Source organism: Pseudomonas sp. NBRC 111143 (assembly GCF_001320965.1).
Lineage (GTDB): Bacteria > Pseudomonadota > Gammaproteobacteria > Pseudomonadales > Pseudomonadaceae > Aquipseudomonas > Aquipseudomonas machongensis.
This window is the reverse complement of record NZ_BCBT01000005.1, coordinates 59,411-71,587: the sequence shown is the minus strand read 5'-3', so window position 1 is coordinate 71,587 and position 12,177 is coordinate 59,411. Positions and strand designations below refer to the sequence as shown.

The following is a 12,177-nucleotide window of genomic DNA, read 5'->3' as shown; positions in this document are numbered from 1 at the left end:
CTTTTCGGCGCGGTTGCGGGCGGGGCAGCAAGGGGCTGTTTGCGGAGTGCTGCTGGGGCAGCAATGGGGCGGGGAGATGTTGCTTGGGCAGCAGGTTGGCGTGGTCCTTGTAGGAGCAACTGTCTTGTTCAAAATCTAAAGGTCAGCCCAATCCCCTGTGGGAGCGGCGGTTCGCCGCTGCGACTTGTCCCGCGAACACGGGCGTAGCCCGTGCCAGGCAGCGCGGTGTCTTTTTCGCGGGCAAGCCCGCTCCCACAGAGATTGGGCTGGCTTTTAGATTCTGAGCAAGACAGGCACAGCCCCCAGTGCTGAGGGCCGTTACGCCCTATGTGGACCTACGCTCAGACCGCCAGCCGCGACGTCGAGCCGATGACCTTCTCCAGCACACTGAAATCGATCCACTCGCGCACGTCGAAGCGCTGCGGGATGAACCCCCAGCGGTGGAGGAATTCGGTGAAGTCCTGCAGCGCCTCAATCGAGCGATTGTCCAGGGTGGTGCGCAATCGCCGGTGGGCATCCTCGCCATAGGCGGCTGCCACCCAGTACTCGCTGGTGTTCAGCTCACGGGCCAGAAAACGCCGGGTCTCCTCGGGGTTGGCCCAGGCCCATTGCTCGGTGCGCAGCACGGTATCGACCAAGGTCACGCTGGCGTCGAAATGCTCGTGCAGCAAGTGCGTATCGACCGTCAGGGTCCGCGCCGTGCCGTTGTTGCTGCGAATCAGCGGATCGGGATGGCTGCCAGTATCGACCACCACGCGCAGGCCGAACTCGTGGGCCAGGCTGACCGCGTGCGCACCCTTGAGGAAGATTGCGTCGATATCGCCGCGCAGCAGGCCGATCAGTTCGTTGTTGCGCCGACTGAAGCGGCTGGTGCCCAGGCTGACGGCGGAGCCGTGCAGGTGGTGTTTGGGGTCGTCGCTGTAGGTGCCGCCGTAGGGATAGTCGACCAGCTCGACATCGGCCACCGACAGGCCTTCGAGCTTGAGTGCGTTTTCCAGGCCGCGCAGGGCCTGGGCGCGGGTGAAGTCGATCTGCACGTTGGCCCATTTCGGCAGGCCGAAGCGGCGATTCTTCAGGTCGCGGATCGTGCGCACACTGCTTTCTTCAGTGGTGAGAATCAGCTGGACCTCGTCAATCCACGACAGCCCCAGCACCCGGGTCTGGACGCCGCTTGCATAGGCCCAGATCGCCGGGATGCTACCGCCGTGGCGCACCGAGTTCTGCAGGTGATGGTCGTAGTGGGCTTCGCGCACCTCCCGTTCGCTGGACTCGCGCAGTGATTGGATATTGGTGCCGAACGGTTGAAACGCCTGGGCCAGGCGTCCGGACTGCACGGCGATGCCGAGCCCGGTGGGCACCGGGCTGTGGGTGTACCAGAGGGTTTCCAGTGGCTTGCTCATAGGGCGACGGAGGTCCTTTCCATGGCAGGGGTGTTGGTCAGCAACGCGTCCAGTGGGCCGCGGTCGATCCAGTCGCTGACCGTGAAACTGGCGGGGATGAAGCGCCAGCGCTTGAGGAAGTGGACGAAGTCCTGCAAAGCGGCGAGGGCCTGCTCGTCCAGGGCTGTACGCAGGCGCAGGTGGGCATCGTTGCCGTAGGCGACGCTGACCCAGTACTCGCTGCTGTTGGTTTCGCGGGCCAGGTAGCGGCGGGTTTCGTCAGGGTGTCGCTGGGCCCAGTCTTCGGCGCGCAACACGGCGGCGAGGATCGTGCGGGCGACCTGCGGATGCTGGGCGAGCAGGTGGCTGTCCACCGCCAGGGTGCGCGGGGTGCCGTTGTTGCTGCGCACCAGCGGGTCGGGATGGGCACCGGTGTCGATCACCGTGTGCAGGCCAAAGGCATGGGCCAACTGCACGGCGCTGGCACCCTTGAGGAAGATCGCGTCGACCTCGCCACGCAGCAGCCCGGCCAACTCCAGATTGCGTCCGGCCGTCTGGGTGGTGGAGACCGGCGTGCCGGCCACGTTACGCACCGGGCGGTCGCTGAAGGTGCCGTCGTAGCGGTAGTTGACCAACTGCACATCCCCCACCTGCAGGCCCTCGAGGCGCAAGGCGTTTTCCAGCCCGCGCAGGGCCTGGGCGCGGGTGAAGTCGATCTGTGCCGCGGCCCAGTCGGGCAGGCCGAAGCGCCGCCCGGCAAGGTCCTTGACCGTGCGGATGCCACTGCCCGGAAGGCTCAGGATCAACTGCGCCTCGTCTGCCCACGACAGGCCGATCACGCGGGTTTCGCGGCCTTGGGCGCGGGCCCAGATCGCCGGGATGCTGCCGCCATGGCGCACCGAGTTGCGCAGGCTGTGGTCGAAGTGCGATTCGCGCACGGCCTGGTCGTCGGCTTCGCGCAGCGACTGGACCTGGGTGCCGAGGGCAGACAGGTCGGCCTGCAGCCAGCCTTGCTGGACGGCGATGCCAAGCCCGGTGGGAACCGGACAGCGGGTGTACCAGAGGGTGTCGAGGGGGTGGCTCATGGTGGGGTCTCTGCAAGGATTCAGGCGCGGGCCTTGAAAGGGGTGGCGGCCGGTTGCTGCACCAGCGGCAGCACTTCCTGGCCGATGCGCAGCGCCTCTTCAAGGTGCGGGTTGGCGGCCAGGATGAAGGTGGAGAAACCGGCATCGCGGTATTCGGCCAGGCGTTCTGCAATGTTCTGGTGGCTGCCGACCAGGCCTACGGTCGGGCCGGGCTTGGCCTTGGCGAAACCGGCCCAGAGGTTGCGGGCCAGGATCAACTCGTCGAAGCCTTCCAGGTGCTGGTGATAAGCGGCCTGGCGTGCGCCGCCGACAGAATCGGAGCCGGTGATGAAGCGTTTCGCCGTGCTGCTGGCGTTGCCCTCCAGGCGCTCGAACTGCTGGCGCAGCTCGCGCCAGGCCTGGTCTTCGGTCTCGCGGGCGAACAGGTCGACACGCAGGCCGAAGCGCACACTGCGCCCTTGCTTGTCGGCCAGTTCGCGAACCCGCTCAAGGTGCGGTTTGAGCTTGTCGATCGGCTCCGCCCAGTTCAGGTACACGTCGGCGTGACGCGCGGCGACCTCCAGTGCCGCGTCGGAGAACCCGGAGAAATACACCCCCGGCTTGCGCTCATGCTGCAGGCCCGGCGGCAGGCTGCCGTGCTCCAGGCGGTAGATGTCACCCTGGTAGGAGAAGCTGTCGTTGGACCACAGGCCCTGGATCACGTCGAGGAATTCGCCAGTGCGCTTGTAGCGCAGGTCGTGCTCGAGGAAGTCGCCATTGGCGCGCTGGCTGGCGGGATTGGCGCCGGTGATGATGTTCCAGTCCAGCCGCCCACCGCTGAGGTTCTGCAGGATCGCAGCCTGTTGCGCAGCGTAGGCGGGCAGGGTCCAGGTGGCCTGGAAGGCGATCAGGAAACGAATGCGTCGGGTCTCGCGCGCCAATGCCGCCGCCGCGATCCACGGCTCCGGCCCCGTGGGCAGCAGCGCCCCTTCAAAACCGGCCAGTTCGGCGGCCTTTGCCACCTGGGCGATATAGTCGATGTAGCTGAAACCGTCGGCCTCGCCACTGGGCAGGCGCCCAGGCGCGATGTTGCCGGGGCGGTGCCGGGGGGCGCCACGGTTGTGGCGGTCGGTGGACAACTGCGGGCCGTCGGTGCCCAGCGGCAGGCGCCAGAAGAATTCGGTGGACATGGGGGCTCCTGTGAGCAATGAGCGAATGGATGCAAGGGTGCAACGGCTGTGCCATTGCCGCGGCGCACCCCGTGGGGCGCGGGCTCGGGCCATGCGAGGAGAGCGGGGTGCGTCTGTGGCAACACCCCGCCAGCAATGGTTGCTGGGGGAGCAGCAGGGCGCTGCGGTGCGCCGTTGCCATCCCCCGAGGGTCCTGCACGTGCGACTTCAGGGTTGCGAGGTTGTTTCGAGCGCTGCGGCGCTGCGCATGTAGGCGTCATGCAGCGCTGTATAAGCGCCATCCAGGGCCAGCAACTGCCCGTGCGATCCCTGCTCCACAACCCGTCCATGGCGCACCACGGCAATCCGGTCGGCATCGCGGATGGTTGCGAGGCGGTGGGCGATGACGATCGCCGTGCGCCCTTCGCACAGGCGTCGTAGCGCCCGCTGGATGCGCCGCTCGGTATGTACATCCACCGCCGAAGTGGCTTCGTCCAGCACCAGTACTGCTGGGTCCGCCAGGTAGGCCCGCACCAGGCACACCAGTTGGCGCTGGCCATGGCTCAGGTGCGAGCCCAGTGCGCCGACTTCGGTGTGGTATTGCTGCGCCAGGCGCTCCAGCACCTCGTCAGCGCCCAGCTCGCGCGCCGCAGCAATCAGCTGGGCGTCATCAGCCTGCGGTGCGGCCAGGCGCAGGTTATCGAGAATGCTGCCGCTGAACAGTACGTTGTCCTGCAGCACCACCCCGACATTGCGCCGCAGCTCGTGCTGCGACAGGTGGCGCAGGTCGATGCCGTCCAGCTTCACCGCGCCAGCGTGCACGTCGTAGAAGCGCGTCAGCAATTGCACCAGGGTGCTCTTGCCATGCCCGGAGGGGCCGACGATGGCCAGCACCTGGCCTGCGGGCACATGCAGGTCCAGGCGGTCGATCACCGGCCTTGTGGCCTGGGGGTGATAGGCGAATTCGACCTGCTCGAAATCCACTTGCCCACACGCCCGGCCCAGCGGCCGAGGGCGGTCGGGGTCGAGCAGTTGCGGGCGAGTGTCGAGCAGCAGAAAGATTCGCTGGGCCGAGGCGGAGCCTGTGGCGTAGCGTTCGAACAGGTCCGATAGCTCCTGCAGCGGGCCGAGGAACAGGAACACATAGAACAGGCTCTCGGCCACCTGGCCGACGCTGACCGTGCCTTGCGCCAGGCCATGGGCGCCGACCAGCAACAGCACGGCCATGCCGGCGGTGCTGAGCAGCGCGGTGAAGGGGGCGAACCAGCCCGCGCGCAAACTCCCGCGGATCAGCGCCTGGTTGAAGTCCTCCAGCAGGCGCCGGTAACGCTGTGCATTGGCCGTTTCCTGGCCGCACTGCTGGATCAGCCGCACGCCGTTGACGCTCTCGACCAGGTGCGCTGTGAAGCGGCTGCGCTGCTCGGCAACCTTTGCCCAGTTGCGCTGGGAGATGCGCTTGAAGCGCCAGGTCGCCAGCACCAGCAGCGGCACCGTACCTGCCAGGCTGAAGAAGAAGCTTGGCTCGATGCGCCACAGCATCACCGAGGCCAGGCCGCAGCGCAGCAGGGCGCCGAGCAGCTCCGGCGGACCTTGTACCAGCAACGGTTCCAGGGCATCCACGTCACGGTCGGCGCGAGAGATGATGCGCCCGGCGCGGGTCTGGTCGAAGTAGCTCACCGACAGTGCCTGGACATGGCTGAACACCTTCACCCGCAGATCGTTCAGCACGCGGATCGCCGCGGAGCCTGCGATGAACTGCGACACCCCCGCGAGCAGGAAACGCACCAGCCAGCTGGCCGCCAGGGCCAGGCCCAGCCACAGCACCAGGCGTTCGTCCAGCAGCCAGTGGTCGCCGTCGTGGATCAGCCCACGGTCGAGCAGCTCGCGCACGAACCAGGGCCGCAAAAACACGGTGAACACCAGCAGCAGCTCGATACCGATCACGGTCAGGATCGCGCTGCGGATCGGCTGCATCAGCGGCAGCAGGCGGTGCAGCATGCCGCGGTCCAGGGCCTGGCGGGCGAGGGTCTGTTCGATCTCGAGGTCGCTCGGGGTCTTGCGTGGCTCAGTCATACTCGATCCCCAGCAGGTCGCGGTAATGGGCGTTGTGCGCGCTGAGTTCGGCGTGGCTGCCGCTGGCGGCGATACGGCCGTTGTCCAGCACCAGCACGCGGTTGGCGAGCAGCAGGGTGGAGAGGCGGCTGGTGATCAGCAGCAGGGTGGGGGCGTGGCCCTGATCGCCGCGCAGGCGGCGGATGTTGTCCAGTACCCGGCGCTCGGCGTGGGCATCGAGGGCGCTGGTGGCGTCGTCCAGGCAGAGGATGTCCGGGGTGCCGAGCAGCGAGCGGGCCAGGCACAGGCGCTGGCGCTGGCCGCCGGAGAGCGTGACACCACGGTCGCCCAGCGGTGTATCCAGGCCATGGGGCAGACGCTCCAGGATGTCCTCTGCCGCAGCCAGTCGCAGTCCCTCGCGCAGTTGCTGGTCGCTGGCGTGGGGGGCTGCCAGTCGCAGGTTGGCCGCCAGGCTGTCGGAGAACAGGAAGCTTTCCTGGGGCAGCACCTGCACGCGACGACGCAGTTCTGCCAGGTCCAACCCACGCACATCCTGCCAGCCGTGGTGCTCGGAGCCGATCAGCACGGCACCGCCCTGAACATCGGCCAGGCGTGGCAACAGGCTGGCCAGCAGGCTTTTGCCGGTGCCGGTGGCGCCCACCAGCGCGACCACTTCGCCGGGCTGCAGGGTGAGCGAGCAGTCGTGCAGGATGTCACGTCCGCCGTTCGGCGCGCCGACCCGTACCTTCTCGAACTTCAGGCCCAACGGCCCTCGGGGCAAGGCCTGAGGGCCGCTGCCGATCGCTGGCGGTTCGTCGAGCAGTTGCCAGATGCGCTCGGCGCTGGCACGGGCGTCGGCGAAGGTCTGCATGACCCGGCCGATGCCCTCGATGCGAAATACCAAGGTCGTGGCCAGCAGCAGCGAGGTCACCAGCTCGCCGATTCCCAGTCGCCCGTTCGCCACCAGGTGAGCGCCATGGACCAACACCCAGGCGTGCCCCAGCGCCACCACCGCCTGCGGCAGGGGAATGCGCGAGGCGGCGTAGGCGAGGGCGGCACGAGCATGCCCGGAGAACACTGCCACCTGCGCGGCAAAGCGTTCGATGCGTGTCTGTTCCAGGCCGAAGGCCTTGATCACCCGCACGCCGCCGATGCCTTCGGCGAGGTCCTGGCTGACCTGGTCATAGGCGGCACCTACGGCGCGGTCGAGGGTGACCAGGCGCTCGGTCTGTACCACGAACAACCACAGGCCGACACCGGTCAGCAGCAGCGGTACCAGGCCCAGCAGCGGGTCGTACCAGGCCAGCAGGCCGACCACCGCCAGCACCACCAGGGGTGTTTCGACGATCTGCCGCCAGAAGGTGATCAGCGCATCGCGGACCTTGTCGGCATCGCGGGTGGTACGGGTCACCAGTTCGCCCATGCCGTGCTGCCAGTGGTAGCCCAGGTGCAGGGCCTGTACCTGTTCGAGGATACGTTCGCGCAGGCGCGTGAGCAGCGCCTGGCTGAGCACCAGCGACAGTACGGCAGCCGCGTACTGCAGCAGGCCACGGCCGAGGGCGATGGCCAGCAACAGCCACAGCCAGTACCAGGCGACACTGGCGTCGAGACTGCCGTCGGCCTGGCGAACCACGGCGTGACCGGCGCTGACGTCGTTGACGGCATGGCCGATCAGCCATTGCTGCCATACCAGGCCGAGGTTGCCGGCGATGTAGAGCGAGGCGACCAGAAGAAAGCGCCAGGGCATCTCGCGGTAGATGGCCAGGGCGCGCAGCAGAGGGTGGGGCATACAGATGTCCGAAGGGAGTGGATGTGCCGGCCACGGCACGGGCTTGCCCCGCGACGTGGCCGCTGCGGATTCAGCGGCGCGTCGCGCCCTGGGCCTCCTTGGCATTGAGAATGGCGGTGTACTCGCCGGGATCCGCGCCATTGAGGTAGTAATTGCCGACGTTGTGCAGGCGCCAGCGGATCGGATCGTGAGTGGTGTGCACCCGCGCGTTGCGCCAGAAGCGATCGAGGTTCCACTTGCTCAGGCTGGCGCTGGCACCCAGCAACGAGAACAGGTCGCTGGCGATTTTCAGCGAGGCGCTGTCGGCGTGGGCGCGGGCGGTGGCCACCGAGAGGATCAGTTCGTCCTGCAACGCCTTGTTCTCCGGGTCGCGCTCGTGTTCGTCGAACACCCGTGCGGCATCGCGCAGCACCGACTCTGCCCCGCGCAGGGCCACGGCGTATTCGCCAATCTGGCGGATCACATGGGGCTCGTCACTGGCCCGTTCGACGCCGCTTTCAACCCAGGCCCGGGCATGCTCGCGCAGGTAGGCGGTGGCCGCCTGCAGGGCGCCGGCGGCGATGCCGGTGTCGATGGCCGCGTGGAGGATCTGCGGGAAGGTCAGGCCGGTGCGCTTCATCGGCCCGTTACGGCGCGAGAGATAGCGCTCGTCGAGGACGATGTCTTCGAAGTTGACGGTGCCGCTGACCGAGTTCTGCTGACCGAAGGCGTCCCAATCGTCGATCAGTGTCAGGCCTGGCGTATCGCGCTGCAGCAGCACGCCGACGCCGCCATCGTCGCTGGCGGCGGTCAGTGAGATCCATTCGGCCAGGTAGGCGCCGGTGGAGTAGAACTTGCTGCCGTTGAGCACCAGCTTGCCGTCCGCGCGGCGCTCGACGCGGGTCTTGAGGGCGAACTTGTTTTTGCCGCCGACCTCGGCCAGGGCATTGCCCAGGCGCTTTCCAGCCAGCAGGTCGGCGACCAGGCGATCGCGTACTTCATCCGGATAGCCGCTGACGACGCCGCGCAGCATGACGTTGTGAATCTGCAGCAATTGGCCCACGCCACCGTCGGCGACCGAGATCAGGCGCACGGTTTCGACAAGGGTGGCGACGGAGGCACCGAGCCCGCCGAGTGCCGCAGGCACGCCGATGGCGGTGAGGCCGCTGCTGGACAGCAGCTCAGCCTGGCGGCGAGGGAGTTGGCCGTTGTTGCGTGGGTCGGCAGCGATGGCGGCGATTTCCTCGGCGACCTGGCGGGCGACTTCGATGGCCTCGGTTTCGCTGGTGAGGCGGCGATGGGTGGGCGTTGTCATGGGATTTCCTCGATGGGGGTCTGGGGGCCGCTGCGCAGCCCATCGCGGGACAAGCCCGCTCCCACAGGAACCCCGGCGTCATTGGAAGCGGCGCCGTACCTGTGGGAGCGGGCTTGTCCCGCGATGGCTCACACAGCGGCCCCACGCTCTGCCAGACCTAGAGCAACTTCTTTGCCATACCGCCGAAACCCTTGCGGCACAAGGCTTACAGCGCTACTCACAACGTCGATTGCTGCCCCAGCAACACCCCTATCCCGGCCACTGCTGATCTGGCAGCAGCCACCCCGCAATCCTGCCCGCCAACCAGCACCCGTCCCCCCGAAGCCCTGGCGTGGGCCCCGTGATTCGGGGCCTGCAGCCGTTGGCACGGGCGCTGCAATAGCGCTGTCACGACCCTCAAGGAGCGACCCCATGACCCTCGCCACTGCCCCTGTACTGCCAGCCGCCGACACGCGTCTGGAGCGCATCTGGTTCACGCGCTGCCCCGTCCCGACCGCTTCGGGTATCGCCTACAAGCTCGGCTGGCTAAACGAAGAATTCGCCGCCGACGGCCTGCCGGTGGAAACCCTGCAGGAGGCCCGTCAGCTCGGCCAGCATCACTATGATCACCAACTCCCCGGGCTGTTTCGCGAAGGCGGCAACCTGCCGGCGCTGGCGGCCCGTGCTGCCGGTGCACCGAGCCGGCTGATCGGCCTGACCTGGATCGAGGAATGGCAGACCATCCTGGTACGCCCCGACTCGGGCATTCGCAGCGCCGCCGACCTGCGCGGCAAGCGCCTGGCACTGCCGGCCTGGGGCGACAACCGCCCCGGCAGCATCGCTCGGGCCATGAGCCTGCACGGCTACAAGGGGGCCCTGGCCTCGGCCGGCCTGAGCCTGGACGACGTGCACCTCAAAGAGGTGGCGCTGCTCGACCAGACTCGGGCCGAAACACCGCAACTGGGCCTGCAGCGCCTGTGGTCGGGCCTTGATTACCTGGTCCGCGGCGAGGTGGATGCGGTGTACGTCAAGGGCGCAGCCGCCGCCGATGCCGCGCGGCGCCTGGGCCTGGTGGTCGGTGTCGACCTCGACGCACTGCCTGATCCGCGCCACCGCATCAACAACGGCACGCCAAGGCCGATCACCGTGCACCAGAGCCTGCTCGACGATCACTTCGATCTGGTGGTGCGCTTTCTCGCCCAGACCCTGCGTGCCGCCCAATGGGCTGCAGGCAACCGCGATGCGCTCAACGCCATTCTCGAGGAGGAAACCCGCGCCGGCAGCCAGGGCGTGGCCGAGGCGTACCGCGGCGATTTCCACACCACCCTGGCGCCGGACCTCTCGACGCAACGCCTGGACTACCTGGACGTGCAGAAGACCTTTCTCAACCTGCATGGCTTCCTCGAACGCGACTTCGACCTCGCCGACTGGGTCGACCATCGCCCCCTGCAAGCTGCCCATGAATTGCTGGCCCAGCGCCGCGCCTGATACCGGAGACCTGAGATGACCGTACTGATCAACGAGCAAATCGACCTGGACACCTTCGTCGACCAAGTGGTGGCCGAGGCCGAAGCGGCCTTCACCGTGTTCCGTGAAACCCACACCATCACCGCCAATGGCACCGTCGGCTTTATCGAGCGGGTGCCTGGCCAGGAGCTGCTGGTATCGGTGAACTATGGCGGGCCGTGGAAGCGCCACCAGCCGCTGCAGGCCAGTGTCAGCGACTTCGCCGGCAATGTGGTGCGCGGCAAGGCCAAGGGCGGGCTGGGCCGCTACACCAAGCTGTTCCAGACCCACGCCGATGTCAGCACCGTGTCCCATGTGCACAGCCCCTACCTCGGCGCCTGGGCCCAGACCCACCGCACCTTGCCGTTCCACTACGTGCCGGTGCAGCGCTACCAGTTGGCCCGCGAGCTGCCGGTCTACATCGACCGGCGCCAGGCCGAGGTGGACTTCATCCTCGACAAGATCGCCGAGAACCCCTTCAACCTGGCGATCCTGGAGGCCAACGGCGGCGCTACGGTATGGGGCAAGCAGGGCCTGCGCGCCACCGCCGAGTTCATCCTGCTGCTGGAGGAGGGCGCGCAGATCCAGTTGCTGGCCGACGCGCTCGGTGGCTCGCGCCCCTATGGGCCAGGGGTGCTGACCCAGCAGTGGAAGATGAGCGGTCTGTACGAGCGCGCCACCGAGCTGGGCCTGGTGCCGGGCATCGACCGTCGCAACTGAGTCGTTCACTTTCTCGCAAGGAGCACGCCCATGGCGGTCAAGATCCTCTGGTACCTCACCACCCCCGACGGCCCCTATCCCTGGGAGCCCCAGGGGCGCTGGAACACCGATTTCCAGCACCTCAAGCAACTGGCCGTGGCGGCCGACCGCCTTGGCTACTATGGCGCGCTGCTGGGCTCGAGCCCGAACGAAAGCCTGGCGGTGTCGGCCGCGCTGATCGATGCCACCGAGCGCTTGCGTTTCCTCGTGGCCCAGCACCCCGGCGAGCTGTCGCCTGCGGTGCTGGCCAAGTGGGCGCTGACCTTCGACCAGTTCTCCAATGGCCGACTGCTGTTCAATGTGGTCAACGGCAACGATGCGGGCCTGGCGACCTTGGGCGTGCATTACCCGCACGATGAGCGCTACGACTTCAGCCTGGAGTACTGGCGCGCGTTCCAGGGTTTCTATGCAGGCGAAACGGCAGGCTACCAAGGGCGTTACGTCCAGCTCTCGCCGCGCTCGCCGGCAGCGGCCAGCCACCCGCTGGGCGGCTGGCATCCACCCAAGCAGAAACCGGGCATCCCGCTGTGGGGCGCTGGCACCTCGGCGCCGGGGGTGGCCCATTCGGTGCAATTGCTCGACGTCTACCTGAGTTTTGCCGATACCCCGCAACGATTGGGGGACAAGTTCCGACGCGTCGCCGCCGAAGCGGCGAAGATCGGCCGCGAACTCACTTATGGCACGCGCCTGCAAGTGATCGTACGCGAAACCGAGGAAGAGGCCTGGGCCCACGCCGAACGCTTGCTGCAACGCACGTCGCTGGCCACCGCGCGGGCCTCCATCGAGCGCCAGCTACCGCCGGGGCAGACCCTGGAAAGCTTCGTCAGTGACGACCCACGCATCCAGCGCAACCTCGACAGCATTCGTGCCGGGCGCCTGCCGAGCGCGCGGGAGCTGGAGATTCATCCCAACGTCTGGCTCGGCCCGAGTCTGTTCGGCTTCAACATTCTTGGCCCAGCGGCCGGCACGTACCTGGTGGGCAGCGCCGAGCAGGTCGCCGAGCGTATCCGCGAGTACGAGGCGCACGGCACATCGGCCTTCATCCTTTCCGGCTTCCCGCTGATCGATGAAGCGCAGCGGGTCGCCGACCTGCTGTTCCCGTTGCTGGACCTGGACCACGGCTTCGAAGTGCCGCGCCTGGGCGCCGCACGCCAGGCGGCGGTGGCGCAACCGGCATGAGGATTGA

9 protein-coding genes are annotated in these 12,177 nt (G+C 67.5%); 3 read left to right on the top strand and 6 right to left on the bottom strand.

Annotated elements, in window-relative coordinates; translation table 11 throughout:
- Nucleotides 1–341: 341 nt before the first annotated feature.
- The 6 genes from APH44_RS04460 to APH44_RS04435 all read right to left on the bottom strand — a co-directional run bounded on the left by APH44_RS04460 (nt 342) and on the right by APH44_RS04435 (nt 8,747).
- Entirely contained in the window at nt 342–1,400 is a 1,059-nt protein-coding gene (locus APH44_RS04460) for an ABC transporter substrate-binding protein (RefSeq protein WP_054891493.1), read from the bottom strand.
- Nucleotides 1,397–2,464 carry an ABC transporter substrate-binding protein gene (locus tag APH44_RS04455; RefSeq protein ID WP_054891492.1) on the bottom strand — a complete coding sequence of 356 codons (1,068 nt, stop codon included), beginning with the start codon at nt 2,462–2,464 and terminating at the stop codon, nt 1,397–1,399. The genes APH44_RS04460 and APH44_RS04455 overlap by 4 nt, the downstream gene beginning before the upstream one ends.
- A 20-nt stretch (nt 2,465–2,484) precedes the next feature.
- Nucleotides 2,485–3,633 (bottom strand): LLM class flavin-dependent oxidoreductase, encoded by a 1,149-nt coding sequence (locus APH44_RS04450; protein WP_054891491.1) that lies wholly within the window; start codon nt 3,631–3,633, stop codon nt 2,485–2,487.
- Between the two features lie 207 nt (nt 3,634–3,840).
- Nucleotides 3,841–5,685, bottom strand: a complete 1,845-nt coding sequence (locus APH44_RS04445; protein ID WP_054891490.1) for an ABC transporter ATP-binding protein — start codon at nt 5,683–5,685, stop codon at nt 3,841–3,843.
- Nucleotides 5,678–7,453 carry an ABC transporter ATP-binding protein gene (locus APH44_RS04440; protein ID WP_054891489.1) on the bottom strand — a complete coding sequence of 592 codons (1,776 nt, stop codon included), beginning with the start codon at nt 7,451–7,453 and terminating at the stop codon, nt 5,678–5,680. Before APH44_RS04440 ends, APH44_RS04445 begins: the two co-directional genes overlap by 8 nt.
- 70 nt (nt 7,454–7,523) lie before the next feature.
- On the bottom strand, nt 7,524–8,747 hold the full coding sequence (locus tag APH44_RS04435) for an acyl-CoA dehydrogenase family protein (protein ID WP_054891488.1): 1,224 nt from the start codon (nt 8,745–8,747) through the stop codon (nt 7,524–7,526).
- Between the two features lie 411 nt (nt 8,748–9,158).
- Here APH44_RS04435 and APH44_RS04430 point away from each other — a divergent pair, with 411 nt between their 5' ends.
- From APH44_RS04430 to APH44_RS04420, 3 genes are read left to right on the top strand one after another with little or no spacing between them, the layout of a single operon-like run.
- A complete protein-coding gene (locus tag APH44_RS04430) occupies nt 9,159–10,214 on the top strand; it encodes an ABC transporter substrate-binding protein (RefSeq protein WP_054891487.1) in 1,056 nt (351 codons plus the stop codon).
- 15 nt (nt 10,215–10,229) lie between these two features.
- A complete protein-coding gene (locus APH44_RS04425; RefSeq protein ID WP_054891486.1) occupies nt 10,230–10,952 on the top strand; it encodes a class II aldolase/adducin family protein in 723 nt (240 codons plus the stop codon).
- Between the two features lie 30 nt (nt 10,953–10,982).
- Nucleotides 10,983–12,170 (top strand): LLM class flavin-dependent oxidoreductase, encoded by a 1,188-nt coding sequence (locus APH44_RS04420; RefSeq protein WP_054891485.1) that lies wholly within the window; start codon nt 10,983–10,985, stop codon nt 12,168–12,170.
- Nucleotides 12,171–12,177: the final 7 nt, after the last annotated feature.

Coding starts and splice junctions, on each gene's coding strand:
- APH44_RS04460 (WP_054891493.1), bottom strand. CDS start 1,400: ATGAGCAAGCCACTGGAAACCCTCTGGTACACCCACAGCCCGGTGCCC.
- APH44_RS04455 (WP_054891492.1), bottom strand. CDS start 2,464: ATGAGCCACCCCCTCGACACCCTCTGGTACACCCGCTGTCCGGTTCCC.
- APH44_RS04450 (WP_054891491.1), bottom strand. CDS start 3,633: ATGTCCACCGAATTCTTCTGGCGCCTGCCGCTGGGCACCGACGGCCCG.
- APH44_RS04445 (WP_054891490.1), bottom strand. CDS start 5,685: ATGACTGAGCCACGCAAGACCCCGAGCGACCTCGAGATCGAACAGACC.
- APH44_RS04440 (WP_054891489.1), bottom strand. CDS start 7,453: ATGCCCCACCCTCTGCTGCGCGCCCTGGCCATCTACCGCGAGATGCCC.
- APH44_RS04435 (WP_054891488.1), bottom strand. CDS start 8,747: ATGACAACGCCCACCCATCGCCGCCTCACCAGCGAAACCGAGGCCATC.
- APH44_RS04430 (WP_054891487.1), top strand. CDS start 9,159: ATGACCCTCGCCACTGCCCCTGTACTGCCAGCCGCCGACACGCGTCTG.
- APH44_RS04425 (WP_054891486.1), top strand. CDS start 10,230: ATGACCGTACTGATCAACGAGCAAATCGACCTGGACACCTTCGTCGAC.
- APH44_RS04420 (WP_054891485.1), top strand. CDS start 10,983: ATGGCGGTCAAGATCCTCTGGTACCTCACCACCCCCGACGGCCCCTAT.